The organism is Sulfobacillus thermosulfidooxidans (assembly GCF_001280565.1).
GTDB lineage: Bacteria > Bacillota > Sulfobacillia > Sulfobacillales > Sulfobacillaceae > Sulfobacillus > Sulfobacillus thermosulfidooxidans_A.
Genome location: NZ_LGRO01000003.1, coordinates 1 through 25061 on the forward strand (window position 1 = coordinate 1; position 25061 = coordinate 25061).

The 25061-nt window shown below is 50.2% G+C and carries 24 protein-coding genes and 2 pseudogenes; 13 read left to right on the forward strand and 13 right to left on the reverse strand.

Annotated elements, in window-relative coordinates:
* Positions 1–230 precede the first annotated feature (230 nt).
* From AOA63_RS20305 to AOA63_RS18610, 5 genes and pseudogenes are all read right to left on the reverse strand, one after another.
* Positions 231–384: pseudogene (locus AOA63_RS20305) on the reverse strand (IS256 family transposase); the annotation flags it as partial.
* A 268-nt stretch (positions 385–652) separates the two neighbouring features.
* Positions 653–1084, reverse strand: coding sequence for a hypothetical protein (locus AOA63_RS18595; protein WP_053961236.1), 432 nt, complete (start codon positions 1082–1084; stop codon positions 653–655).
* Positions 1085–1556: 472 nt separating this feature from the next.
* Positions 1557–1679, reverse strand: a pseudogene (locus AOA63_RS20645) (helix-turn-helix domain-containing protein); the annotation flags it as partial.
* A gap of 207 nt (positions 1680–1886) precedes the next feature.
* On the reverse strand, positions 1887–2654 hold the full coding sequence (locus AOA63_RS18605) for a hypothetical protein (protein ID WP_053961238.1): 768 nt from the start codon (positions 2652–2654) through the stop codon (positions 1887–1889).
* A 16-nt stretch (positions 2655–2670) separates the two neighbouring features.
* Entirely contained in the window at positions 2671–3537 is an 867-nt protein-coding gene (locus tag AOA63_RS18610; RefSeq protein WP_053961239.1) for a recombinase family protein, read from the reverse strand.
* Between the two features lie 134 nt (positions 3538–3671).
* Between AOA63_RS18610 and AOA63_RS18615 the strand changes: the two genes are divergently transcribed.
* Positions 3672–4121 carry a hypothetical protein gene (locus AOA63_RS18615; RefSeq protein ID WP_053961240.1) on the forward strand — a complete coding sequence of 150 codons (450 nt, stop codon included), beginning with the start codon at positions 3672–3674 and terminating at the stop codon, positions 4119–4121.
* Positions 4122–4414: 293 nt separating this feature from the next.
* Here AOA63_RS18615 and AOA63_RS20450 read toward each other — a convergent pair whose 3' ends face one another.
* Positions 4415–4540 (reverse strand): hypothetical protein, encoded by a 126-nt coding sequence (locus tag AOA63_RS20450; protein ID WP_278277088.1) that lies wholly within the window; start codon positions 4538–4540, stop codon positions 4415–4417.
* 185 nt (positions 4541–4725) lie between these two features.
* Between AOA63_RS20450 and AOA63_RS18620 the strand changes: the two genes are divergently transcribed.
* Positions 4726–5715, forward strand: coding sequence for a hypothetical protein (locus AOA63_RS18620; protein WP_139061710.1), 990 nt, complete (start codon positions 4726–4728; stop codon positions 5713–5715).
* A 79-nt stretch (positions 5716–5794) separates the two neighbouring features.
* Here AOA63_RS18620 and AOA63_RS18625 read toward each other — a convergent pair whose 3' ends face one another.
* The gene (locus AOA63_RS18625; protein WP_053961242.1) at positions 5795–6166 is read right to left on the reverse strand and encodes a hypothetical protein; all 372 of its coding nucleotides are present in this window, start codon (positions 6164–6166) and stop codon (positions 5795–5797) included.
* Positions 6163–6435 carry a hypothetical protein gene (locus tag AOA63_RS18630; RefSeq protein WP_053961243.1) on the reverse strand — a complete coding sequence of 91 codons (273 nt, stop codon included), beginning with the start codon at positions 6433–6435 and terminating at the stop codon, positions 6163–6165. The genes AOA63_RS18625 and AOA63_RS18630 overlap by 4 nt, the downstream gene beginning before the upstream one ends.
* Before the next feature lie 3159 nt (positions 6436–9594).
* Here AOA63_RS18630 and AOA63_RS18640 point away from each other — a divergent pair.
* The 3 genes from AOA63_RS18640 (at position 9595) to AOA63_RS18650 (ending at position 12553) form a co-directional block, all read left to right on the forward strand.
* Positions 9595–10386 carry a ParA family protein gene (locus AOA63_RS18640; RefSeq protein ID WP_053961245.1) on the forward strand — a complete coding sequence of 264 codons (792 nt, stop codon included), beginning with the start codon at positions 9595–9597 and terminating at the stop codon, positions 10384–10386.
* Positions 10376–10702, forward strand: coding sequence for a hypothetical protein (locus AOA63_RS18645; protein ID WP_053961246.1), 327 nt, complete (start codon positions 10376–10378; stop codon positions 10700–10702). Before AOA63_RS18640 ends, AOA63_RS18645 begins: the two co-directional genes overlap by 11 nt.
* 510 nt (positions 10703–11212) lie before the next feature.
* Positions 11213–12553 carry a hypothetical protein gene (locus AOA63_RS18650; RefSeq protein WP_053961247.1) on the forward strand — a complete coding sequence of 447 codons (1341 nt, stop codon included), beginning with the start codon at positions 11213–11215 and terminating at the stop codon, positions 12551–12553.
* Positions 12554–12985: 432 nt separating this feature from the next.
* On the opposite strand, the gene AOA63_RS18655 is transcribed toward AOA63_RS18650, so the two are convergent.
* Positions 12986–13216, reverse strand: a complete 231-nt coding sequence (locus tag AOA63_RS18655) for a hypothetical protein (protein WP_053961248.1) — start codon at positions 13214–13216, stop codon at positions 12986–12988.
* Between the two features lie 126 nt (positions 13217–13342).
* Between AOA63_RS18655 and AOA63_RS18660 the strand changes: the two genes are divergently transcribed.
* From AOA63_RS18660 to AOA63_RS18680, 5 genes are read left to right on the forward strand one after another with little or no spacing between them, the layout of a single operon-like run.
* Entirely contained in the window at positions 13343–13912 is a 570-nt protein-coding gene (locus tag AOA63_RS18660; RefSeq protein ID WP_053961249.1) for a restriction endonuclease subunit S, read from the forward strand.
* A complete protein-coding gene (locus AOA63_RS18665) occupies positions 13909–15303 on the forward strand; it encodes an N-6 DNA methylase (protein WP_053961250.1) in 1395 nt (464 codons plus the stop codon). Before AOA63_RS18660 ends, AOA63_RS18665 begins: the two co-directional genes overlap by 4 nt.
* A 59-nt stretch (positions 15304–15362) precedes the next feature.
* A complete protein-coding gene (gene hsdR, locus AOA63_RS18670; protein ID WP_053961251.1) occupies positions 15363–17711 on the forward strand; it encodes an EcoAI/FtnUII family type I restriction enzme subunit R in 2349 nt (782 codons plus the stop codon).
* Positions 17712–17717: 6 nt separating this feature from the next.
* Positions 17718–19151 (forward strand): type I restriction-modification system subunit M, encoded by a 1434-nt coding sequence (locus AOA63_RS18675; protein ID WP_053961252.1) that lies wholly within the window; start codon positions 17718–17720, stop codon positions 19149–19151.
* A complete protein-coding gene (locus tag AOA63_RS18680) occupies positions 19148–20716 on the forward strand; it encodes a restriction endonuclease subunit S (RefSeq protein ID WP_053961253.1) in 1569 nt (522 codons plus the stop codon). The genes AOA63_RS18675 and AOA63_RS18680 overlap by 4 nt, the downstream gene beginning before the upstream one ends.
* A gap of 435 nt (positions 20717–21151) precedes the next feature.
* Here AOA63_RS18680 and AOA63_RS18685 read toward each other — a convergent pair whose 3' ends face one another.
* On the reverse strand, positions 21152–21418 hold the full coding sequence (locus tag AOA63_RS18685) for a hypothetical protein (RefSeq protein ID WP_053961254.1): 267 nt from the start codon (positions 21416–21418) through the stop codon (positions 21152–21154).
* 43 nt (positions 21419–21461) lie between these two features.
* Complete coding sequence (locus AOA63_RS18690; protein ID WP_053961255.1) at positions 21462–21665, reverse strand: hypothetical protein; 204 nt, start codon at positions 21663–21665, stop codon at positions 21462–21464.
* Positions 21666–21829: 164 nt separating this feature from the next.
* On the opposite strand from AOA63_RS18690, the gene AOA63_RS18695 reads away from it, so the two are divergent.
* Both AOA63_RS18695 and AOA63_RS18700 read left to right on the forward strand, forming a co-directional pair.
* A complete protein-coding gene (locus AOA63_RS18695; RefSeq protein WP_053961256.1) occupies positions 21830–22150 on the forward strand; it encodes a helix-turn-helix domain-containing protein in 321 nt (106 codons plus the stop codon).
* Positions 22147–22701 carry an ImmA/IrrE family metallo-endopeptidase gene (locus AOA63_RS18700; protein ID WP_053961257.1) on the forward strand — a complete coding sequence of 185 codons (555 nt, stop codon included), beginning with the start codon at positions 22147–22149 and terminating at the stop codon, positions 22699–22701. Before AOA63_RS18695 ends, AOA63_RS18700 begins: the two co-directional genes overlap by 4 nt.
* 682 nt (positions 22702–23383) lie before the next feature.
* Here the strand turns inward: AOA63_RS18700 and AOA63_RS18705 are convergent.
* Positions 23384–23593 carry a hypothetical protein gene (locus tag AOA63_RS18705; protein ID WP_053961258.1) on the reverse strand — a complete coding sequence of 70 codons (210 nt, stop codon included), beginning with the start codon at positions 23591–23593 and terminating at the stop codon, positions 23384–23386.
* Positions 23594–23710: 117 nt separating this feature from the next.
* Positions 23711–24148: a hypothetical protein gene (locus AOA63_RS18710; RefSeq protein WP_053961259.1), complete on the reverse strand. Its 438-nt coding sequence runs from the start codon at positions 24146–24148 to the stop codon at positions 23711–23713.
* A gap of 286 nt (positions 24149–24434) precedes the next feature.
* On the opposite strand from AOA63_RS18710, the gene AOA63_RS18715 reads away from it, so the two are divergent.
* Positions 24435–25061: helix-turn-helix domain-containing protein (locus AOA63_RS18715; protein ID WP_139061712.1), on the forward strand; the 627-nt coding region annotated here is incomplete at its 3' end.

The following is a 25061-nucleotide window of genomic DNA, read 5'->3' on the forward strand; positions in this document are numbered from 1 at the left end:
AACGATGAACACGTTATGCTTATCCATCTACCGTCTTCTGCTATGGAAGACAAAAATGGGTCGGCGGCTTCCCGCCTATCCGATTAAAGTCTCTCTCACCTGGCATAGTCATACCTGATCCTATATGCCAGGTGACCCAATATTAATGGGTATTACCGATCGTAGCTCGTTAACTGGAGGTTGTCCCACACGTCGTGGAAATTCGCTCGCGCATCCTTTCGTGAGATTTCACCCATTTCCTCGGTTTTTCGGTCGGATTTTTGAGAAACGTGGGCTTTTAAGGCCTGCTGCAACACGGACATCTGCTACCCAACGTAAGATGTGTTGTCCATTGGTCCCATGCTTGACGTTCTGCGCATGGGTGCGGCATGGACTGTTAAACGATGCAGTACCGGGCAGCCCGACCCAATGCGCGACTCTACATAAGGCCAATGAGATGACAAAATGAGAATATTGGTAAATCCTTCTGCGCAATCTGCATTCACTACAAAAATTCATCTTGCAAAACTTTTCCATTTGCAAAATTTTTCCACGATCAGGATCAATTGGGATTGGGTATAGAGTGTCGTTGATCTCTTGTCTTCATTCCAACCACCCCAGAGTCGTTACAAAGTCAAAAAGATAGAGAATGGGTTTCTTTCAACGTCTGTGGCTAAATGTCCCACTCTTCCACCCATTCTTGACCCAGGGCATCGGCTACTGCGGCTAAGAGGGTGGGAGGAAATTCATCGGATTTGATAGCCTGTTCAATCGTGCGATAAATCCAGTAGCGTTGCAGTTCTTCATGATAAAAGAGCAGCCGATGCTTTGCGGTTTCGTAGACGACAAGGGGTCCATCGTCCACCAGTTCGCGCCCCGTAAAAGCCACTTTGCGGTCATAGGGCATGCCATTGCGATTGATTTCGGTGATTTCGAGTTCGATCCGCTGATAAGGACTCGTCCCGGCCGCCTGTTCTTTAGCGAGGATAAAACGCCGTAGTGCCTCCGTGACCAGTGCGGACATACTTTCCTGATCGGAGAGGGCTTCTGCTTTTTCCCAAATCACCTGATCTTCCTCGCGAACATACAAAGTCCGTCTCGGCATATTAAAACCTCCTTAGTATATACATATATAAATATACTACTATATGCATATTAACTACATCAAGAGGGGATGATACTCTTTTTTTTCTAAGTTCCGATAAGGAAATAGGATCGGAAGTTAGTCCATTGGAAACGGAGGCACCCCTGATGACCACTGCTATAACCCGGCCTACGCCTGTGACGCCGGAGACCCTCGACGCTCACGTGCGGACATACATTGCCCAGGCTAAGGCCCCCCACACCGTGAAAGCCTATCGGGCGGATTGGCAGGATTTCGTCGCCTGGTGTACCACGTATGGCGTCGAATCTTTGCCTGCCAGCGCGGAGACCCTGGCGCGCTATTTGACCGCGCACGCTGCCATGTTGAAGGTGAGCACCCTGCAACGCCGCTTCAGTGCGATCAACCAAGCCCATACCGCGAAGGGCTACCCGCGCTTCTCGGTCTTAAGAACATGGGGCGGGGTTCGCCGGGTTCACGGGGTCGCGTTCACCCCAAGCGCACTCGCTAACTTGGCCAGTTGCGAAAAATAGGGAAGGAATCGTCCAGACTCTATTACACCAATTTGACTGGGATGGAAGCCTGCGCGCCGCGCGAGTTCTGCCTTGGATCAGCCTTTCTCGAGGCGCAGATTGGTAATAAACTTCATAAAATCCCATCCTTTCTCGCAAAACAAAAAACGCCCGCGCCTTTAATGCGCAGGTCAGCTCTTGCGACTGCGATCGCCGATCAACAGCAATCACCACTTATCAAGATATACACATAAATTCCCCCACAACATTTTAACTCAGGAAAATTTCCATTGTCAAGTGATCCACGCATTGGGCTCGCAGAAATCGGAGTAATCCGCGAAGAACCAGAGGCCCGGTTTCCCTAAGCCCTGGGCATAGGCGTTATATTGTCGGAGGGATGCTCCTAAGTCCGAAACCCCTTCGCGCTGGGAATCATAGAGGGGCGCATTGAATCCAAAGTTGTCCCTCCAATGCCGGTCATCCGCTCCCCAGAGGGCGGTGTAAAATGCACGTTTTTTCCGATGCCATTGCGCAGATTGGTATGGAATCCGATGGCGGATCGCCTCCCATGTTTCTAAAAATACTGTGCGTTGGGGCTCGTGCCAATCCGCCAGACGTTGGGCATCGGGGCCTTTTTTCTTATCCCCATTCCAATCAATTAAAAATCGTCGGCGGTTCCATTCTAGGAAGTTAAAAGCATGTTGGTCAAAAACGGCCTGAGCGGTACGGTGTGCTGCCTGTAAGAATTGTGTTTGGCGCTCACGCACCTGCTTGCCGACCCATGTATGATTAAGTTCCTCAGCAGACAAAACCGATGACAAGAAAACAAAAGGCGCTGCGGTGTTCGGGTTAACGAGACGCAGCGCTTGTGGGGTAAATGGCCCCTCGAACGGTTGGTTCTGGGTTTTGGATGGCCATATCGAATCGTCCAGGTAGTGTCCGCGGGCGTGTGCGTCGTACCGCAGGAATTCAATTAAACTTGCCAGCAAGAAGCCATTCAGTGTGAGCCCAAGCCAGTCTTCCAGACGGTGCATTTCTTGAGTGGTAACTTCGTTGGTCACGGTGACTTCTCCTTCCTTACCCGGCGCGTTTGGACGCTTTTGGGGGTAAAATCGCTTCGTGTTGACCCGGTTGCCGAACGTGGAGGCCCTCATCGGCAAAGTAATACTCGACGAGGCCTTCATATTTCGCGTTCTCGAGAATGCCTTTAATCGTCGTAAAAATCCACGGCTTTCCGCTGCGGGTGGGCACGCCGTCGGCATTGAGGCGATGGGCAATGGCTTTGGTGCCGAGCCCTTGTTTGTGGAGGGCAAAAATCTGGCGCACGATGGCGGCTTCGTCGGGGACCAGGACCAACCCGCCTTCCTTGTCCCGGCGATACCCGTAGGGCGCTTTGCCGCCGGCGAAGCCGCCTTGCTGGGCTTTGGCCTTGCGGCCCATCAACGTCCGTTCCTTAATCTCTTCGCGCTCCATGGCCGCCATGCTGGCGAAGATGCCGAACATCATTTGCCCGACCGGGCTTTCGGTCTCAATGGGTTCCGTGACCGATCGCAATGTTACCGCATACTGTTCGCGCAGGGTTTGCGCTGTGGTGACGGCATAGGCGAGGTGTCGGGCCAAGCGGTCAAATTTCCAGACGAGCAAAATCCCGAAGGCTCCCGCTTGGGCCAGTTCCAAGACATGCCCAAAACCGGGACGACTGGCCGGGTCTTTGGCCCCCGAGACCGCGGCATCTTCGATGATGTCCAGCAAGTGATAGCCTTGGGATTTGGCAAACGCTTCAATAGCTTCCCGCTGAGCGCCGAGACTGAGGCCGCCATCGCGTTGCTCTTCGGTGGAGACCCGGACATACCCTACGGCGACCTTAGCCGTTTCGGTGTGCCGTGCGGCGGCCTCTTTCCGGGCCTGCATCCGGCGACGGATGCGAGAATTGGTTGTTTTCATGCGGCATTCCGCCTTTTAAGTAATGTATTCTTTCAAGAATACATTACCAGAGAGCAGGGAAATCGGCAATGGTTGTAGAATAAGTTTTCGTCGGTTGTGAAATTATTTCCAAATTAACTCCAAGGAGGGGACCTATGACGCCAAGTGCTTGTCAGGGCAATCATGTATTTAGTGACCAGAGGGCCATTATAGATGTGAAATGGGAAGATGGACAATGGCATGAGATAACCATGTCGAGCTGCCAGTGTGGGGTTGAGACCAACCGTGAGGATCATCCGATCTTGCCCAAAGGTTTCGTTTCTCTTCCACAATTAGTACAGGATCTGATCCAAAAACTCGGACAAGAGTACCCTCCCTATTCTCTGGGAGACTTCACACCGTTATGGGTGCCCGATTCCTATAATCCGAACGTGGGCGTATTGGTGCTGGCTGTCTATGATGAAAATGGGCCCCCTCGACATACGTTAGTTGTGAGAAACCTGAATCAATCCCAACTCGATAACCCGACAGCTCCTGATGGTGAGCAACTTTATAACCATGTGAAAGAGTGGGCTTCGAATCAAGGCGGCCACTGGATAGTCTAAGAGAAAAAGAATTCTATCCTTACTCAAAACATGTGTGTTGAATACTCCCGTTCTGTCTTAAGGCACGGTGAAAGACATTATGGTTGTGATGGTTGATGTTGAAATCGACAATATCGACATTAATTATTTGGGCGTTATGGAGGTATTGAAATTTACAAGCCGGCATGGTTGAGCAGAGTATTGAGACTGTATACTACACCGTATAGGGTAAACGTATTCGGTTTTATGGAAGGTTGCGAAATGGAATGCTGGAGTCCCGTCTCTTTGGAGGAGAGGGACTCCAGTTGTGGGGGTTATAATAGCGTGGTCGCGACCATGTGGCCAACCCATGAGCCGATAATGGCCCCAATGGGACCGCCGATTGCTGTGCCCATAGCGGCTCCTACCGCCGCGCCGACAATATTTTTGGTTTTTTCCATGGATTTTACTGCCCCCTTTCCGAGGGATCTCGTCCCTTTTGGTATCACGGTAAACCCGTGTAATGAAAGCTTAGCATCTCAGAATTTTTGAATTGTTGCTCTCCAATGTAAGCTGTAAAATTGGTGAACGTCTCAAAACTCATCAACAAGACAGCAGCAGGTACGTGATGTACCATGAAGGCATAATGTACACCACTCAGGAATTGATCGACCTGGCAGGACAGCAGGGAATCAAAATAAATCGTCGTGTACTCAGTGATTGGGCGAAGCGAGAATTAATTGCTCATCCCCAACCACGTGGGCAAGGCCGTGGGCGAGGAATGCTTTATCAGTGGCCCTCTGACACGCTCGATCGGGTGACTATCATTGCACCCGTGATGAAGGGATTTCATAGTGAAGCCTTCGCCGTCATGGTGCTATGGTTTTACGGATTTGATTTACCTTTGAGTAAAGTACAGAATGCCATTCTATCTACCCGCGAGCTCTTTATCGCACTCGCTGTCTTGCGTGAGACTATGGTCACTGATATTGGCAAATCTGCCTCCGCTGAGGATCAGGCAGACTGGGTAAGTCGTCTAGCTGTTAAGATGGCTCCTCGTCATCAGGAAGCCGATAAACTCGAGGCTTTTTTTCATATATTTGTCATTGACCGTCCGGACGTAAATATTGTTTATGATATTTCTCGTTCTATCATGGAACAAGAGGCACGGGGACGCTATCCGACTCGGAAGGAAATTCGACGATTCTTAGACTTTTTTCGAAAAGATATTCCCATTAACCTCTTGTTGGATCAAGCAGCTGCAAAGTCTGAGGATGAATGGCTAAAAGCTCGCGATCAATGGATTCATATATTGCACCTTCTACGCAGGGTGTCACGGAAGTTGGAACTTAATCGTGCTGATTTTCGCTTGGTGGGATATCAATTCACCCTTATGATTGCCCCGCTGATATTTTTGGTTTTGCTCGTGGGGAACAATCCGCAAAAACGAAAATGGCTCGCGAGTATTCACAAAATATTGCGGACGTTTGACACGTTATTCCGGGAGGAGTCAGACGATGTGAACGTGATTCGGGCGTCTATTCTTCGCCGAGTGGAATATGAAGCCACGATCCCGTTAAGACGTCTTAAACTCCGAAAACTCCGATTGCCCCGGGCACCACGCTCCTCGTTGTAAGGAGTATTCTGCAGAAATGCTCCCGACATGGTGATACAAGCATCCTCAGAAGAAAAGAAGAAAAAGGATGGCCAGAGATTTAGATGAGAGATGTTTTAACGTGGGTGAGATAATGTTGAGCGTCTTGGAGATCGGCATCCGTCGGAATCCAGCCTTCATAGCGGGCTCGTCGGGAGAAATGTTCTAAGAGCAAATAGGCGCGGATAGCCGGTTTTTGGGAGACCCAAATTTGCCGTAAACGCTTTTTGCGGGTCTGGTGGTCGAAGGAGGCCGGATAAGATTTGTGCTGAAACTGATGTTCGACCCAATGAACAGCGGCGTAGAACAGCAGGGTCATCTGCCACTGTCGGCTGGTGTCCCCTAATTGAGGATCGCTGTGTAAGGTGGCTAAATGCTGGGCCAGTTGTTCATTGGCCGTGACTTGGGTGGCATGGGAGGCCCTCGTGCTCATACGGCGGTCGGCATATCCACTTTTTCCGCGTTGGCGGGGACCGTGTCGGGGGAATCGGTTAAATGAATAACGAGCCAAAAGTCGGGATCCGTGTCGATTTGCGCATCAAAGACCGCTTCTTCATACGGGCGGCTGAGGTCATGTAAGACGACCCAGACGTGCATGGTGGTGCCCACCATCATTCCATACACGCTATCGAGTACCGGTAATGACGCCAGAGCTTGGGCCAACCGATGTAACGCTAAATGCGCTTCCGTATCCGGTCGCATGGAAACACCTCCGGGAGAATACCACGACGCCTCATTCGGATTCCTTACGTCTCTTTTCACCATACCCATTCCCTCGATTTTTAAAAGATATGTGCGCCACGCACGATGTGCTTTTGTTTTACCATGAACGGGGTTCTGGTGTATAGAGGGCTTCCTCATCCAAATACTTTCACCGTTTACCGTATACTGTTGGCCGTTGACGGTATACGGTTTGGAATAAGACATCGCAACTCCGAATCGATCCCGAGGAAGATCATTAACGACGGTCGTCCGATTTTTGAACACCGACAGCAAAAAGTTTATTCTTCTTGCCGTTTCGCGACGGAGAGAGGGGGCAAACAACGTCCTCGGGGGTTATATATTTACAGGTTTCCTCGATCTCGGAACCGGAGGGTGATCAAGGGGTTGCGGGCTATCCTCATCGGTAGAACCTTACCTCATTTTATGAGAAGGTTCACCTCATTCTGCGAGAAGGCTAATCTCTTTTCATGAGACAGTTCACCTCTTTTGGCGAGAAAGTTGACCTCTTCCGACGGCCAAAGTGACCTTATTTAACCTAGCACTTAAGAACCATAGAACCATAGGAGGGGAGAAAAACCCAAACGGTTGGGGCATGCGCGATGACCCCGCTAATCGCTCGGATCAGCCCGGCTGTGGAGCCTCTCACCAATTTTCGGACGCGGTAGAAAAAGCCTTGGCGCAAGCGGGACGTTGCGCTGGACGGGAGCGTGAGCACCCTCGAAAAATTTGTGGTAGGGTCAAGAAAAAAGAAAGGGGGGAAAAGCGCATGTCACCAAGTGATAGAATTTTGGCAGGAATTTTGGGAGCAGTTCTGATTGTAATGGGGCATCAATTACTTGACCAAGCCACCAAAAATTAGCGTCTAGACCGTGTGTAGCACACGGTCTTTCTTCTGCCTGCGCAGTTTGGCCCGCTTGTGCTAAGGGAAACGTTTTGAAACAAGGAGAACCTCCCCCACCATTAAACCACAATGCAAGATTATGAATATCAGAGATATCCGGGGTCTCCTCCTGACCACCCTAACAGGGGTTCTTGCCATAGATTGCCACCGCACTTCGTGGGAAGCCCGAGCGGACTTTATCCGCGTCCCGATCGCACTTGACCCCCTCACCGCTCGCATGATCAATCAGCGACTTCGCTGACGCCCGGGCATCGTTCTGTAGGAGGATGGTGACGTCCTCAACGGGCCTCACAACGCTCCCTAGCTAGCGCTTTTTGGGCGTATTATGGTGCTCTTTGGGGGGATCTGCCTCCGCTAGGGGGAAGATCGTGCCCGTGCGGATGGGGTAGTGTCGGATTCCCCACGGCTATCCTCCACCTTTTCATGAGGGGAGTGAGCCCCCATTTTGCGGCGCTCCTTGACGTCGTTTTCCCCGCCATTTGTTGCGAGGGGGAGCGACAAATGGCGGGATTGGTCGTTTTCTATCGGGAGAGCTTGCATGAGCGTGTTGGATCGTTTACCGTTGACCGTAAACGGTCAACGGACAATCTCCTGGAATAGCATGAAACCCGCTTAGCCCCTCAACACACAGGACACGAAAATACCGCAAAGGGATAGCATCTCAAGCCACCCAGAGCCTTAACAAGCTACGGCGTGATCGCAACAAACGGCAAATCGTAAAGTGCGGGATTCTAAACGCATCGGCCAATCAACGAGAAAACGATGAGTCAATTTGCTGGTCAAACAAACGGGGGTCCAGCAGCCCATGCAAAAAATAAGCCTATATAATTACAAATTTCTGTGATGCCGGAAACACAGGATCCATAAGGGATTCCTGTTTTCTGGAAAAGTTTTACTGTGAGAATATAAGATGCGCAAACTAAGAATGTAAGCGACGCGACCTGAGAATATAAGGCGCGCAAAGCGAGAATATAAGCATCGCAAAGTGAGAATATAAGGCGCGCAAACGGAGAATATAACAAAGCCTATAACGCGGTAAAGTTCTTCAGAAGACGTGGTGAGAGAGACCCAAATTGATGAGTTATTAGATAACAAATACCCAAAAAAGTTAAACGGAATTTTATTGGTGTCCATGATAAGCCGGCTGGCGAATCAAACTCCATAAATCTTGCGGTTGGATCACGCGCTGGCCGTTGATGGGAACATCCGCACGGTTTTCGACTGTCGTGGCGTGTGCATTATTGAATACCTTTCATCAGAAAAATCTTCTTGAGAACTTGTGAACTTTTGTGGGTAAAAGTTAAATTGAAACGGGTCAAGTCCCAAAGGGTGGACGGGGAAATTAGAGGAAGGAGGTATATAATTGACCTATAAATCAAAAGGCCGAACTCCCAGCGTAGCAAGCGATGGGGAGTATTTGAGAAATTAAGTAGTTAACCTCTTTTCGTGAGAAAGCTCACCGCATTTTGCGAGAAAGTTCATCTCTTTTTGCGAGAAGGCTAATCTCTTTTCGTGAGACAGTTCACCTCTTTTGGCGCGCAAACTCACCTTATTTTTGATAGCCCGTTAGGACGTGCTTGTGACGACGGTGAACGTCTCCGTTCGATAAATCGAAGCCATGGGTAACCACCCCCAATAGCACCGTGCATTATTCCTGTGAGAACCTCCTAGAGGACTTATTTGAACGTTCGCGAGTAGGAGTTAAATCGAAACAGGTCAAATCCCGAAGGGTATACGGAAAATGAGAAAAAGGGGGTATATATTTTACAGATGCCGTCAACCGCGCCATAGCGCATGACAGCAACGTTTATTAAACATGGTAGAAAATCCCAACGGACTACATGTGGTTGGCAAACGCACTATACACCCTGTGCCAACGCACTTGACATAGCGGCTGATCGCACTTTAAGTGTCTTGGGAACGCACTATATGGGGTGAACCTCGCTATAGTGATTTCGCACGATCCTCATATTGGGACTGTGCGTGATAAGCGGCTCTACGGTTCCTCTCCCATAAATCGCGGCAAACAATTTGCGTCGAACCATCGTCGCTAGAGACGGTGTTACGGTGTTCGTGAATGACAGGCAACCACGATGCATCCGTGGCATTCCATATCGGGTCGGATCCTAGTAGTTTGCTATTAGCATGGTGGACCGTTGACCGTGGACGGTATACGGTCAACGGTTGACGTTCGGGACTGTTTGCCCCAACAATAACCCTCAAGAGGAGGGAAACCCGTGGGGCCTATTATTGCCGTGGTGAATCAAAAAGGGGGCGTGGGCAAAACTGCGACGGTGGCGAATCTGGCCTGGGGGTTCAGCATGGCCGGGCATTCCTGTTTAGCCGTGGATCTCGACCCCCAAGGCAGCTTAACGCTGTCCTTCGGCTTTGATCCCGATGCGCAGACGGGGCATACCATCTACGAGGCGATGGTGCTGCCGCCCGATCATCCCCAGCATCACCCGATGGATCCGTTACCGGTGGAGACCACGGGCTTATGGCTGGTTCCCGCCAATTTAGATTTGGCGGCGGCGGAATTGGATTTGAACGCACAGGCTGCGCGGGAGTTTGCATTGAAACGGGCGTTGCAATCGGTGTCCCTACCAGTGGATTTTGTGGTGATTGATTGCCCGCCCACCTTGGGCATTCTCACCATTAATGCCCTGGCCGCCGCGGATGCCGTGCTCATTCCGGTCGGTACCAATTACTTGAGTCTTCGGGGCTTGCAGTTGCTCTTACGGAGTATTCAGGGCGTCCGGGCGCAGATTAACCCCGCCTTAACGATTTTAGGTTTGGTGGGCACGATGTATGACCGGCGCATCGCGCATCATCACGATGTGATGCAACAATTGCGGCGGCTCTTTCCGCCGCAAGGTATTCGCGTGTTTGAGGCGGTAATTGCCCGATCCGTCCGCTTTGAAGAGGCGGCGATGACAGGAACGCCGGTCGTGGCCTATGCGCCGGGGATTCCCGGGGCGGTCGGCTATCAACAATTGGTCCAGGAGGTGCTCGCACTGTATGGCGTCTAAGAAACGTCCCACCCTCACTGAGGTCGGGGTCGACAAACTGTTTCGCATAACCGCACCGTCCCCGCCCCCCGCAGATAGCTCCCCCCTGGTGGGCGAGCGGGCTCCGGACGCGGCGGCGGAGGTGTTGACGTGGGAGGCAACACATCGCCGGCGCACGTTTTATTGCCCCAATACGCTCTGGGCGCAATTAGTGCAGTATTGCGACCAGCAGGGGCAAAGTCGGTCCGCGGTGATTACCCAAGCCTTGGAGGCTTTTTTCGCCGCGATGAACCATAAAGAGCTTGCGGAGAAGGATGGAGGAAAGCCGAGGGTCTAAACCGTTTACGGTGGACTGTCTACCGTAAACGGTAAACACCTTAAGCATCCTATGCTTACCGTATCGATAGGGATGACTCGGCACACAAGCACATGCATCTGAGAGCCAGACTTTCGTGGGGAGGAGTCGGGACGAGAGAAACAATCCAACCGCTAGACAAGCCATCTTCAAACCCGCTATCATGGTGAAAAGTATTTCGCAATGTGGAGTTACAGAAAGGCGGTGCTCGCAACACCGCCCCCCGGCTCCACGGCGGAGTCTCCGACCCAGACCCCAGCCGTCTCCGCGCCTAAGGATAGGCTAACACAGCCATTAATTCCGGACAAGCGGAGGAAAAAAGGCAAATTGTGGCAGTCTGGCGCGAGAACCGCGGCAGACTTTTTCGTGCGTTCAAAGAACAGAGAAAACGGCGCCATGCTCCCCAGCACCCGCCGTTTCTCGAAAGGATGAATTTATGCGCTACTTCCGTAAGTGGCCACCGAACGGCACCTCTCCGAAAGGAGCGAATCTGTGAGCATGACATTACCAGAACACGCCGCGTGGCGCAAGGGGGCCTATATTGAGACCCCGGACGTCCACGCAACGTTGCTCCATCCTTCCGCTGACGGATATCACGGACTCGTCACGCTCGCTCAGCGCATACATGGGCAGTGGCACGAGACCATTCTGAAACCGCTGGATTTGCCATGGGCGTTGCGAGAGATCGCGGGAACTCCGGATGCCTATCTCACGCAAAATCGGTTTAAGGGCGCACGACGTATCGCCCATCTCTGGCAGCTAGGGGCGCTCTGGACGGACTTAGACTACCACAAGATGTCACAATGGCAGGGGAAGTCTCCGGAGGAGATCTGGGAGCTCGCCAAGGATGTGCTCGAAGAGATTCACCTCCCGCGCCCGACGTTGGTGATTGCGACCGGACGAGGATTAGCATTGGTGTGGATCCACACGCCTATTCCACGTCCCGCGTTACCGCGATGGAATGCGTGCCAACGCCAGATTTATGCAGGGTTCAAGACGCTGGGAGCCGATCGGGCAGCCTTAGATGCAGCCCGGGTACTCCGCTTGATTGGTACAGAAAATGCTAAAAATGGTCAATTGGTGCGCGCATTGACGCCAACGGGGGACGTGTGGAACTTCGAGGCGCTCGCTGACGTTATTCTCCCGCTTCATCGCGGAGAACTTTCAGACCTGCGCGTACAACGAGCCCTCAGACACGCAGAAAGACCCCGTAAAGACGATAATTGGGCCAGTCAAAGGTTTTCTATTGCCTCGCTCTGGGAGGCTCGTCTGAGTGACCTCCAGACGCTCCTGGAACAACGGTGGTGGGGCGTCCTGCCTCCTGGACAACGAGACCTCTGGTTATTTCTAGCCGTGAACGCGATGAGCTGGCTGACCCCTCCCGAAGTGCTTATGCGGGAAGCGTGGGCGCTCGCCAAACAAGTCGGAGGATGGGATGAACGGGAGGCCGCCGCGCGGCTGCAGGCGATTTTTAAGCGGTCGCGGATGGCCGCCCAAGGGCAGGCCCTGGAATGGAACGGTAAGGCGGTTGATCCGCGCTATGCCTTCAAAACGCAAACCATTCTGGAATGGCTCAAGATCACGCCGGAGGAACAACGGCACATGCGAGTGCTCATTGGCCCCGAGGAAAAGCGACGCCGACATCGGGAGGCCGAAAGCCAACGTAAACGACAAAGCGGCGAGGTCAAGCAAACCCGGGCAGACTATGAGGCGCAGGCGCGGGCTCGACGGGTGCAAGCGACACAACTGCGGAACGCCGGCAAGAGCTATCGAGCGATTGCGGCAGCCCTGGGCTGTTCCGTCGGAGAGGCTTATCGCCTGCTGAATGGCTAGGTGTTCAGGGTCCGTGCTCTTGTATGGTGGCGTAGCCTGTTTTTTGGCTTGTGATTTTCAGAATACAGTATTTGTAACTAGAGTTGCTGGATACTTAAATTTTGAAACTAGCATTCTGGACAGTGTTTGTGTGCGTTATATATTTATCACTTAAGCAAGGGAACCTGAGAAAATAATGTGGGTTATGTGAGAATCTCGGAGGTGCTAACGAACAATGTAATGGTCGCAAACGGGGGTTATTTAGAGGATGTAGGCTTGTTTATTGCAATAACATCTGGCATTGAATTGAATAGGATAAGATTTCTAGTTATTAATTTGTGGGATGGATTGGGTGTGATTCTTAGTTATTTAGGACATGTAGAGGGTTTTTGATGGATGTTGCAGTACAGAGTGAGTTTACTGTATGAACGTCTGGTTTGGTGAAGCTTTGTGTTATTGCAAGCTGGTTCTAGAAGACCGAGGATAGACGGTTAGAATGTTGCGGTTTTTGACTATGAGGGCAATATGTTTGGTGACATAAAGTTTTGCGTGTCCCGGAACGTCCCGTACGTAATGCGCTTGGGCTGCAATCTTTTCGAGTCGCTTTTGGACTCTTGTCATGGAGAGATTTCCGGCAAAGCGTTCCGTAAATCGCTGAATGGCATGGGGGGTTGCGTTAAACATAGGGTAACCTCCTATTTTTTATTTATATTATAGTAGGATTAAAACTATTTCAACAGTTTTTTTTAATATTTTTTTAGTGTTGAAAAACTTTTTATCTTAGTGTATATTGGGTCTATGAAGTCACAGATGATTTTTTTAGACGCGTTAGCTGATATCTTTCAGGGGATTTATCTCAAAACACAGCCTGGTGACAAGGGGCAAATTGAGAGGGTTGTTCGGATTCACAATTTAATGGCGTTGGAATTACGTGGGGAATTTATCGAAGAAGAGTTGATTGCTGAGAAAATGGATCGGTTTCGTGTTCGGGAGGGACAGATTATCGTATCTCTCCGGGGCTTTCCGTTGAAAGCATCGGTGGTGGGTGCGGATACGGCGGGAGTTGTGGTGAATTCCAATTTTGCGGTGTTAACCTTGATAAAGGATGTTGATCCATTTTTTTTGGTAGGCTTGTTGCGATCGGTCTCTTTTAATCGAACTATTCGGTCTCATTTTTCCAGCAGTGGTGTTCCGTCTTTAAAGTTATCGCAGTTGAAGAAATTCGCGATTCCTTTGGTGTCGGATGAAGTTCAAAGACAGATGGGTATGGTATTTCGGGCCTTCGAGCGCTATCAGACTGCGATGGAGGTGTTATTGGCAGAGCGGGGGCAACAGGTTGAGTCCTATGTTGGGCAATTACTGCAAGGAGGGTTGTCATGAGTCCCGACTACGAGATTCGTGAGATGTTGGGGAGAGCAGAACAGTTGATGCTGCGTGAACCGGTTGAGTCTATTGTTCCGCGGTTATTGACGCTGATGGGGTTGAAGATGTTTACCGATTCGGCGGCGTGGTTGGCTGCACGAGGGTATCAGCTGTCGGATCCGGCTTATTGGGCGACGATTAAACAGGCGTCTCATTTAAATCGTGCAATCATGGATGCTCTTGAGGCTATCGCCCAAAAAAATCTCTCGTTACAGTGGTTGGCTTATGCTGATCCGGCTTGGTTTGCTCCCGAAGATGTTGTGGGGCAACTGATGCTCCTTATTGATACCGTAGACTTGACTGTTACGGAAGTTGGTGATTGGGTAACATTGGGTCGTCAAGTCACTATGGTGATGGATCGTAAATCGGCTCGATGGGGAGTGGGACGCCCAACTCCTTCGTGGGTGAATGAGCTGATCGCGGCATTTCTGGTTCAAGATATTCGATCAACGGGAAGCCTTTATGATCCGACGTGTGGAGTGGGTGGAACGCTAGTAGTGGTTGGATCGGGAAGCGGAGATCCCGAGACCCTTATGTGTTACGGCCAGGATGTGTCGTTCCATGCATTATACATGTGTACGTGGAATCTTCTACTGCATGGGATGACGCGCTTTCAATTGGCGCAGGGGGATGTGCTGACAGCCCCTCAGTTTGTCTCGGAAGATGGCCAGCGGGTCCAAGTTTTTGATTACGTGATAGCGGATCCGCCCTGGGGGCTGATGCGAGAGGTCGAGTGGGGGCCGGATCCTTATCAACGGTTCCGGTACGGTCCCTTGAAAGGGCGTCGAGCCGATTACGGGTTTTTACAGCACGTGCTAGCCAGCCTCCAAAAATCCGGTATGGGTCTGGTCTTGATGCCGCCGGGAGTCTTATTTCGCTCCGGCTATGAACAGGAGATTCGGCGTAATGTGATCCAGGCCGATGTACTGGATGCTATTGTGATGCTGCCGGGAGGATCATTAACTCTCACCGGCTTGCCCGTGGCGTTGCTAATCTTTCGTCCGCAAAAACCCGTTGAACGTCGGCAACGCATTCGTATGGTGGATGCGTCCGTTGTGACTCCGGAACGCCGGCGAGGATTAGATGAGAGTGTGGTGGCGCGAATTGTTCAGGCGATACGTCAGCAAGAATCGGTTCCTGGGTTTGCCCGAACCGTATCCGTTGGAGAGATTGCGGCCCATGACTTTCGTCTGGTACCTGGCGAATATGTGGTGGACCCTGTTGAGATCGTGTCACCGCAGGAGATGACGCGACGTGTCCACCAGGCTGAAGAGGTGTATACAGAAGCTCAGCGAATCCTTACACAAGAACTACGGCAGTTGGACGAACTCTTCCGTACAACGACATAATGTACTGTGGATGGTGCGGAAGGGGAGCTGGTCATCGGGGAAAGGATTGTTATAGGACGATGAATAAAAAGACTTTGTCCGAACAAGAAATTCGTACCCAATTTATTACACCGGCTATTCAACAAGCCGGGTGGTCCCCAGAGCAAATTCGAGAAGAGTGGACCTTTACGCAGGGGCGGTTAATCATTCGCGGCAAGGTGGCTATGCGGGGCAAACCAAAACGGGCCGATTATGTGTTGCATTATCGGCCCAATCTCCCTTTGGCTATCGTGGAAGCGAAAGATAACACGCATGAAGTCGGGGCGGGGATGCAGCAGGCATTAGAGTATGCAGAAATATTAGATATCCCGTTTGTTTTTTCGTCTAATGGCGATGGTTTTATCTTTCATGATCGGACGGGACAGTCTTCTGTACGGGAGCGCTGGTTGGCATTGACGGAGTTTCCGTCGCCGAAAGAATTGTGGACGCGTTATCGGGCTGCACGGGGATGGACGGCGACGGTCGAATCGGCGGTGCTACAGCCCTATGGGGGGACGAAGGAGCCTCGGTACTATCAACGGGTGGCGGTCAACCGGGCTGTCGAGGCCATTGCTCGGGGGCAAAAACGGGTGCTGCTGGTTATGGCGACGGGAACAGGGAAGACGCAAACTGCTTTTCAGATTATCTGGAGGCTGCGACAAAGTGGGTTGGTGCATCGGGTATTGTTTTTAGCCGATCGCAATGTCTTGGTGGATCAAACCATGGTCAATGATTTTCGACCGTTTCAAGGGGTGATGGCCAAACTGAACACGGGGACCGGTACGATTGCTCGCGAGACGATGGCGGAAAGGGAACGACGCGTCGATACCGCCTATGAGGTGTATTTGGCCCTCTATCAATCGCTTACGGGTCCCGAAGACCGTCAGAAAGTCTATCGGGAATTGTCACCGGGATTTTTTGATCTGGTAATAATCGATGAGTGTCATCGGGGTAGCGCCGCTGAAGATTCGGCGTGGCGAGAAATTCTTGAGTACTTTACGGAAGCGACGCAGATTGGATTGACCGCAACCCCGAAGGAAACCGAATATGTCTCGAATATCCAATATTTCGGCGATCCCGTGTACACGTATTCGTTGAAGCAAGGGATAGACGACGGGTTTTTAGCTCCCTATAAAGTGGTCCGCGTCCATTTGGATGTGGATATTGAGGGCTATCAGCCTCGTGCGGGTGAACATGATTTAGCGGGGCAAGAGATTGCAGAACGTCTTTATACCCAACGGGATTTCGATCGCACGCTCGTCATTGACAAGCGGACCGAGCGCGTGGCGGCAACCATCACGCAATATTTAAAAGACAGCGGCGATCGGTTTCAAAAGACTATCATCTTCTGCGTGGATACGGATCATGCCGAACGGATGCGGCGGGCTCTGGTCAATCTGAATCAAGACCTCATCAATCAGTACCCGCACTATATCATGCGGATCACCGGGGATGATCCCGACGGACAAAAACAGCTGGATGCGTTTATTGATCCAGAGTCGCTGACACCAGTCCTAGTTACCACCTCTCGCCTGCTTTCAACAGGCGTCGATGTGCAAACCTGTCGTCTCATCGTGCTGGATCGCGAAGTCGGGAGCATGACGGAATTTAAACAAATTATCGGTCGCGGTACACGAATTCATGAGTCGAGCAGTAAGTTCTACTTTACCATTATGGATTTTCGCGGTGCAACGAATCACTTTTTTGATCCGGATTTTGACGGGCCACCAATTCAGGTTTACGAACCCCATGGGGAAGATCCGGTGATACCGCCGGATGAAGATTATGGGGAATTTGAAGACGATTCATCAACAGACACCGGACAGACACGCTATCATATCTGCGGTGGTCCGGTGGACGTAGTTCTGGAGCAAGTCCGTTACTTGGACAATCAAGGGAATTTGGTGACGGAGAGTCTCCGGGATTATTCCCGGAGGACGTTATTGAAAGAGTTTGGGAGTCTTGATCGGTTTTTACAGCGCTGGAACGCTGCAGCGCGCAAACAAGCCGTGTTAGACGAAATTGTGGAAGCGGGTTTACCATTGGACCAGGTTGCGGAAGTCATTGGAAAAGGCCTGGATCCTTTCGATTTGGTGTGTCATTTGGCCTTTGGCATGCCACCCGTGACGCGCCATGAACGGGCCCAACGGGCGCGTCAGGCAGCCATCCTGACACAATATGGCCCTCAAGCACGAGCGGTGCTGGAAGCGTTATTGCAGAAATATGAAGACGATGGCTTAATTGATTTTACGGATCCAGCGGTCTTACGCATTAAGCCGTTTGCCCAGATGGGGACACCCGTAGGATTGGTCAAATCATTTGGTGGGCGAGATGCTTTTGAAAAGGCGGTTCAGGCATTACAAAAGGCACTTTATGCGGAGGTTGGATAACGCTCGATGAATGTACGTAACACCGTCAAGGTGATTCAAGATATTATGCGGAAGGATGTGGGAGTCGATGGCGATGCGCAGCGGCTGGCGCAGTTAGCCTGGCTCTTTTTCCTAAAAATTATCGATGACCAGGATCAGGAACTCGAACTCCTACAGGACGACTATGTGTCTCCGATTCCCCCTCACCTACAATGGCGGGCCTGGGCGGCGGATCCGGAAGGATTGACAGGAGATGCGCTTCTGAACTTTGTCAATAATGAGCTTTTTCCGGCGTTAAAGGCGCTGCCGGCCGATACCGGACGGTCGCGGATGGTGCGGGATGTCTTTGAAGACACTTACAATTACATGAAATCCGGTCAGTTGTTGCGGCAAGTGATTAATAAAATTCAAACGATCGACTTTAATAATTTTACCGAACGGCAAGATTTTGGGGTGATTTACGAGCAACTGCTGAATGAGTTGCAGAGTGCTGGAAACGCCGGTGAGTACTATACACCTCGGGCTGTGACGGAATTTATGGCCAATCGCATGGATCCGAAACCCGGCGAAATCGTGCTGGATTTTGCGTGTGGGACGGGTGGCTTCTTGACCTCCGCCATGCGACATATGCGCGACCGCTACGTGAAGACGCCCGAGGACGAACGGATGATGCAACAGAGCTTGCGGGCGGTGGAAAAGAAGCCGCTGCCGTATTTGCTATGTGTGACCAATATGCTGTTGCACAATATCGACGACCCGTCGTTTGTGCAACACGACAATACCTTGGCCCGTCCCTACATCAGTTGGGAGGCAACCGATCGCGTCGACATTATTCTTACCAATCCACCTTTTGGCGGCAATGAAGAAGACGGCATTGAAAGCAACTTTCCGCAGCAATTCCGCACTAAAGAAACGGCGGATCTGTTTTTGGCCTTGTTGGTTCGGCTATTAAAATCCGGAGGGCGGGCCGCCATTGTGTTGCCGGATGGGTTTCTCTTTGGTGAAGGGGTCAAAACGCGTCTTAAAGAGCATTTGCTGACCGAGTGCAACGTGCACACGATTGTGCGACTGCCGAACAGTGTGTTCAAACCGTATGCGTCAATCGGCACGAACCTGTTGTTTTTGGAAAAAGGCCCGCCGACGCAAGAAATTTGGTTTTACGAGCATCGTGTGCCCGAAGGGCAAAAGGCGTACTCGATGACTAAACCGATTCGTTTTGAGCATTTTCAGCCCTGTCTGGATTGGTGGGATCACCGAGAAGAGACCCCAGAGGCCTGGAAAGTCACGATTGACGAGGTCAAAGCACGCAACTATAACTTAGACTTTAAGAATCCTCATAGGGTCGACGAAGATTTAGGAGATCCGCAAGAATTGCTGGCCTCCTTTCAGGATCAAGAAGCGCGTGCCCGTCAAGTGCGTGAACAGCTGAAGGCTTTGCTGAAGGAGGCGTTGTTGCGTTGAATGCGGACCTTTTAATCGCTCAGTTCGATCGGATTGCGGAAGCGCCGGATGCCGTTCCGCGATTACGTCGGTTTATCTTGGACTTGGCGGTGCGGGGGCGATTGGTGGAACAGGATCCTACGGACGGGAGAACTTATCCACGATTACCAACTGGGGAAAATACTATGGAGGGACCCTATGAGTTGCCCTTGACATGGCAATGGTACACTATTGGCGATATTACCGCGAATCATGGACAAAAAGTTCCGGATAGAGATTTTACATATATCGATGTGAGTGCCATTGATTCTGCTCGCGGGGTGGTAGAAAACCCGCAAATTCTTAAACCGAATGAGGCTCCTTCTCGAGCTCGGCGAATTGTTCAGTCCGGGGACGTTATTTATGCTACGGTGCGACCGTATTTGCTGAACGTAGCGGTGATAGACCGTGATTATAATCCGCCAGCGATTGCGAGTACGGCGTTCGTGGTGCTAAGTGGAATAGGGTTTACATTGCCTCGATTTTTGTGGTTGGTTTTAAGGAGCCCATATTTTGTGAAATTGGTAGAAGAACAGATGCGAGGGCAGGCCTATCCGGCAATTAATGATCGAGCATTTAAGAATTTACCTATTCCTTTGCCTCCGTTGCAAGAACAACACCGCATCGTGGCCAAGGTCGACGAACTAATGGCCGTTTGCGACGAACTCGAAGCACGTCAACAGGAACGGGAAACCCAACGAGACCGGACGGTGATGGCTGTTTTACACACGCTGGTCGAGAAGGAACAGAAGGATCGAGCATTTGTGGACACGGTGCACTTTTATCTACGCAACTTTGCCGACTTGACAGTGCGGCGGGAGCATGTGCAACAATTGCGCCGGACGATTTTGGATTTGGCGGTGCGGGGGAAGTTGGTGGAAAACGATGTGATACCATTTCAAGCAGAGAATTCATTTTCTGGAGAGCTCCCATATGTCCTTCCAGATTCATGGCGATGGGTTACGTTAGGCGATGTTGGAGATTGGGGTGCTGGAACTACCCCTCCACGTTCTGAATCATCCTACTATGGTGGCGGCATTACATGGCTGAAGAGTGGGGAGCTCAATGACACTATTGGTTTAACAGGATCTGAAGAGACCGTTACTCAATTAGCTATAGACCGTCTATCGTTTCGCCTGAACAAGCCAGGGGATCTTTTACTTGCAATGTATGGGGCAACTATAGGTAAATTAGCTATTTTAGGTGAGTTCGCCGTTACAAATCAGGCAGTTTGCGGTTGCACACCTTATGAAGGTATATCGACTCGATACCTTTTTATTTATCTTTTGTCACAACGAAATCGTTTGCGTGGTAAAAGTGAAGGCGGGGCACAGCCCAATATCTCTAAAACAAAGATTCTTAAATATCCGTGCCCGCTTCCTCCTCTATCTGAACAACACCGCATCGTGGCCAAGGTCGACGAACTAATGGCTGTCTGTGATGCACTGGAACAACAGCTGATCATGCAAGAGCAAGATCAACAACGGTTTATGGAAGCCGCTTTACGTGAGGCGATGGCACCAGCAGAGCAATATATGCTAGGATAAATGATGATGATAAACTATTCACTACACTAGGATATCACTGCGAATATGTGATTGGACAACAGTATCCAAGGCTACGGTGCAAACCGAACGGGAATTAGTGGCGGCGCTCTATGCTCAAGGCCTGCCGCGGGGGGAACGGTCTCATTTACCGGATGGTGTGTTATGCATGGATAATCGGGTCGTGGCGTTAGAAGTAGAACTTACGGGGAAAAGTGCAACACGTTTGCAGTCGATCTTTCGGCAATACGCGCCCGCCATCGGGAATATACCGAAGTCTGGTATTATGCGGCTCCGTCGGTCTTTCGTCGCCTTACTCAAGCGGCTTATGACTTATCGTTTGTGCAGGTGTTTCCGTTTCCTCTTACAGCTGACTCGTTTGAAATGTCATAATCCTGATCGACTTCCAATTCGGTGAGATTAACTGAACAACGGTCATCAACATGAAAGGTTATACTGGGCCAACGGGATGGCTGCGAGCGGTACGTTAGCCAGGGACCCCACGATATCCTGCCTCCCGAAAAACTGCAGCTGGCCACCAGGAATTTGTGCCATGAGTACGATCGATATTAAGCCGAATACACGGTGCCCAAAACTTTGCATTTGGCTCCGTGCCTGAGTATTGTTAAGGACATGCGGCTGTACTACAACGATTCCAAATGTTACCCCTTGCTCGGTAATCTTGGCCCCTTGAAATTTTATCAAGCCAACACCTCCTTCATTCGATACAACATATCGAACACTAGCTCTAGACTTCAGACCACCCGATTCCATCTTTAACAAGCCGAGCAAAGGCGCCGACCGTTCTAGCGGCATTTGCTAGTGATGGATGTTCTCGCTCACGTTGAACATCCGTAAAAAACCGTTCCAAGTCTTCCCCGGTGAATACCACCAGTGCTGCCAGTGCTAAAACACCAAGAATCAATGAAAACGGCGATGAGTTTGACTTCACAGGTGAAACCTCCTTTTTGCATTTGATATAGGATACAATGCTATTTTCTTTGTGTCAATAATAAAAACTAATTTAGAATTATTATGTATGATATGCAAACATGTTTGTCTTGTTGACTTCTTCCTTCATTCTAAGTCACAATTAGATACAAAGGGGGGCCAAAAATGGACTGGATGTATCCGCGTATCGGGCATCGAATCCGGGAATTGCGAGAATCTCACGGCCTTACGCAGGGTCAATTAGCAGAACAAGTCAATCTCACCCGAACTTCGATCGTAAACATTGAGCAAGGACGTCAAAAAGTTATGATCCACACTCTTTATCAATTAGCGATGGTTTTTAACGTTCCTGTAGCTGACTTGCTTCCAGCCTTTGATGAATCTTCGCCGCTTGTTCAAGTGAAAACTGGCGTCCTTCAGAAGGATGAATTAGCCTTTTTTGAACGAACGGTAGGCCAACGCTTACAAAGAAGGGAAAATACATGAAATCCCACGCTATTACGGTTGCGGTCAAAGCACTGATTGAAGACTTTCAGCTGCCTATAGATGTAGAGAAAATCGCCAAAGAGAAACTGAACATTGAGATTCTTAAGACACACTTTGTCGAAAATCTGGATTTGTCTGGAATGCTGGTACGCAATGGAGATCAAGTGTTCATGGCCATTAATTCCGCTCAATCGAAACCTCGGCAGCGGTTTACCATCGCTCATGAAATCGGCCACTATTTGTTGGACGAGGTCAAGCCTATATGGGTCGACAAGAATATTCGGCCCGTCCATGTGAGTTTTCGCAAAGGGGCTGGCGGAACGCCATCTGCTTACCAACTCGCTGAAGTTCGTGCGAACCGCTTTGCTGCGGAATTATTGATGCCCGCAGACAGGGTCGCTCAAGAGTTCGCTGACCTTGACAAACATGGTATCGACTGGTCGGACGACGAGCCCATCCGAAAACTCGCCACGCGCTTCGGTACCAGTATCCAAGCAATGACGATCCGGCTCCTGGAACTGGCTCTACTGAGCCCTGCGTTTCTTGATTAGTTTCGTTTTTCGATGGAACGGAGCGACAGGAATTCGAGTATATCAATCACATAGGCACCAAGGGAAGTCGGATCGGGTCAGGCAATACCAGATGTGATCGCCTAAGATGCCGGTCTTGTTAGCAAGCACTGTAAATGAGCGGCTGACGCTTGTCTGTCCTTTCTTAGTGCCGGTTTCGAGTCATGAGGCGCCATTTGAACCACGGTGGCTAGCTCTCCTACGTTGCGTAAAATTTTGGGCGGATTTTTGGGCAAATCGAGCGATATCGTCAATGTGAGGACGAGCAGTGTCACTGGCTATTTGTTGCAACGACAAAAATGCCAACACTACTGCATACCAGAGTATGCTAGTCGTGCCCGAGTTCGACGCCATCGGCAATAGCGGCGATTAAAATGAAAGTCCGCTATAGTTGATAGCGAGCAAGTAACTGCTAAACGATTGTTAGAAGCGGTATTGGATCAGGTGTTGAGGGACCTTAGTATAGAGCTGGTGAGAAGTTAGTTTCAGGTATCCGACTTGCTAATTGCGGTGTCTTTGGGATTCAGCGGCCAATCGACTGTTCGATTGTGACGATAAAGAAATTAGCTGATAGGCAGTTTCTCGCGAGCTTTACTGGTAGCGGATTTGTGCATGTAAGGGGTAGACGCCCTGTATGCCATACACGGGCGGCGTTAGCGAAATTTTACCCAATCCATTTTGTGGCTTGTTCAAGCACGTCTTGAACAGATGCTCCAGTAAACATATTGAACGGCAATGCTTGTGGCATACTGACAGTTGAGGGGATTGGTGCACACATGCCATAAAATGGGGAGGATTCTGTATAACTGATGACATAAGGCTTTCCTTGGGTGTTCATTGTAACGATTGTCTTCGTGAATTGTGGGAAGTTCACGGGTTGAGCCTCCTTAGATAATGTCTACTAAACAGCTAGATTAAAATACGTTAGAGTGATCCATACAAGTCGAGAGCCAACCCGGCGATATTCTGTCGCCGGGTTGGATTCTTGTGTCTAGAAGGTTTGATATTTGATAGGAACGGTCGACTGCCCAACGTTATTTTTAATGGGCGTGTACGCCGTGCAATAAAATTCACAATGCTTTTCCTGCTGAACAAATAGCCACCCGACTTGCTCATCGAACTGAGAGGCTTGTCCTAGAGGATAGTGCTTACCGTCAGCAGCGAAGATATGGCAATCACGAAGTTGCTGATTATCTGCAGGGGCTTGAGCCACTAAGACGGTTCCGTCGGTAAAGACAAAGGTGCAATTTGCTTGAGGGAAGTCAAATTGAGGAATCCCATCCATATAGAAATGGGGATCGCCTTGAATTTGATACGTATGGGAGCAATCCCCTGTCTTCGATTTGATTATAAGGTTACCTGGTGGTGACCATTCAAAACGCCAATGATCGGTTTCGATGGTGTTCTGATCAATTCGGTGTGATGCCATGAAGTTAGACCCCCGTAGCGGACTGGTTGAAAGTGCCGCCGTAGTATTTTGCTATAGACATCCACGAGGGCCGCCGATAAAATGAAGGACGATCATCATATTTTTATGGCGACCACCCCCTCGTGCCAGCGAGGGGGTTTTTTCGTAGATTCAACCACTGGATATTATAACCAATTCGGTATTGGTTTGTCAATAAATTTTGCTAAAGAATGCGGTTTTTTTTCGTATAGTTTTAATATATTATTTTGTTAATTTAATTTAAAATGTATAGTTAGGAGGGTTAAAAATGACGATAAAATGGGATGAAGTACAAGAAAAATATCGTAGAGATTATCGCCAATGGAGATCTGATCTTATACGGAAAGAAGCTGGGTTCTTCGCATTGTATCAAGATTTTCTTCCTCTGATTAAAGAACTCTCGGCTCCGGCCCTGCGGGTATACTTATATATCGGCATGCATTCCAATAATTGGACTGGCGAATCGTGGCATAGTCTCTCAACCATAGCCAAAATTCTTCAAATGGATCCTCGGACGGTGCGGCGTGCATTGCAAGAATTGGTAGAACGCAATTTAGTGGCTCGGGTGCAGAAAACCCCGCGAGGTCGTACTTTTACATACCTTCGTCCGCTCCCCCGGACCCGGCCTCTTGCGGGAAAGGAACTTGAGGAAGCTGCCGAAGCACTTTTGGTATCCCGCGGATATTCAGTAATCGAAAGGGGGGTTCTTACCTCTGGTAAGCGACGAGTAGATTTTATAGTTGAAGATGCATCAGGAAAACAATGGCTTGTGGAAATTAAGCGTCGCATTACTTTGGATTTTTTAATGACGTGGTCTATTATGGCGCGCCGATTAGAGAAAGGACTAATTTTAATTGCGTCGGATCTTTGGCCGGACGATGTTCAGTCCGCTGCC

Coding starts and splice junctions, on each gene's coding strand:
- AOA63_RS18630 (WP_053961243.1), bottom strand. CDS start 6,435: ATGCGACCGGATACGGAAGCGCATTTAGCGTTACATCGGTTGGCCCAA.
- AOA63_RS18615 (WP_053961240.1), top strand. CDS start 3,672: ATGACGCCAAGTGCTTGTCAGGGCAATCATGTATTTAGTGACCAGAGG.
- hsdR (WP_053961251.1), top strand. CDS start 15,363: ATGAATAAAAAGACTTTGTCCGAACAAGAAATTCGTACCCAATTTATT.
- AOA63_RS18700 (WP_053961257.1), top strand. CDS start 22,147: ATGAAATCCCACGCTATTACGGTTGCGGTCAAAGCACTGATTGAAGAC.
- AOA63_RS18610 (WP_053961239.1), bottom strand. CDS start 3,537: ATGAAAACAACCAATTCTCGCATCCGTCGCCGGATGCAGGCCCGGAAA.
- AOA63_RS20450 (WP_278277088.1), bottom strand. CDS start 4,540: ATGGAAAAAACCAAAAATATTGTCGGCGCGGCGGTAGGAGCCGCTATG.
- AOA63_RS18595 (WP_053961236.1), bottom strand. CDS start 1,084: ATGCCGAGACGGACTTTGTATGTTCGCGAGGAAGATCAGGTGATTTGG.
- AOA63_RS18710 (WP_053961259.1), bottom strand. CDS start 24,148: ATGGCATCACACCGAATTGATCAGAACACCATCGAAACCGATCATTGG.
- AOA63_RS18655 (WP_053961248.1), bottom strand. CDS start 13,216: ATGTTTAACGCAACCCCCCATGCCATTCAGCGATTTACGGAACGCTTT.
- AOA63_RS18675 (WP_053961252.1), top strand. CDS start 17,718: ATGAATGTACGTAACACCGTCAAGGTGATTCAAGATATTATGCGGAAG.
- AOA63_RS18665 (WP_053961250.1), top strand. CDS start 13,909: ATGAGTCCCGACTACGAGATTCGTGAGATGTTGGGGAGAGCAGAACAG.
- AOA63_RS18645 (WP_053961246.1), top strand. CDS start 10,376: ATGGCGTCTAAGAAACGTCCCACCCTCACTGAGGTCGGGGTCGACAAA.
- AOA63_RS18625 (WP_053961242.1), bottom strand. CDS start 6,166: ATGAGCACGAGGGCCTCCCATGCCACCCAAGTCACGGCCAATGAACAA.
- AOA63_RS18695 (WP_053961256.1), top strand. CDS start 21,830: ATGGACTGGATGTATCCGCGTATCGGGCATCGAATCCGGGAATTGCGA.
- AOA63_RS18660 (WP_053961249.1), top strand. CDS start 13,343: ATGATTTTTTTAGACGCGTTAGCTGATATCTTTCAGGGGATTTATCTC.
- AOA63_RS18620 (WP_139061710.1), top strand. CDS start 4,726: ATGTACACCACTCAGGAATTGATCGACCTGGCAGGACAGCAGGGAATC.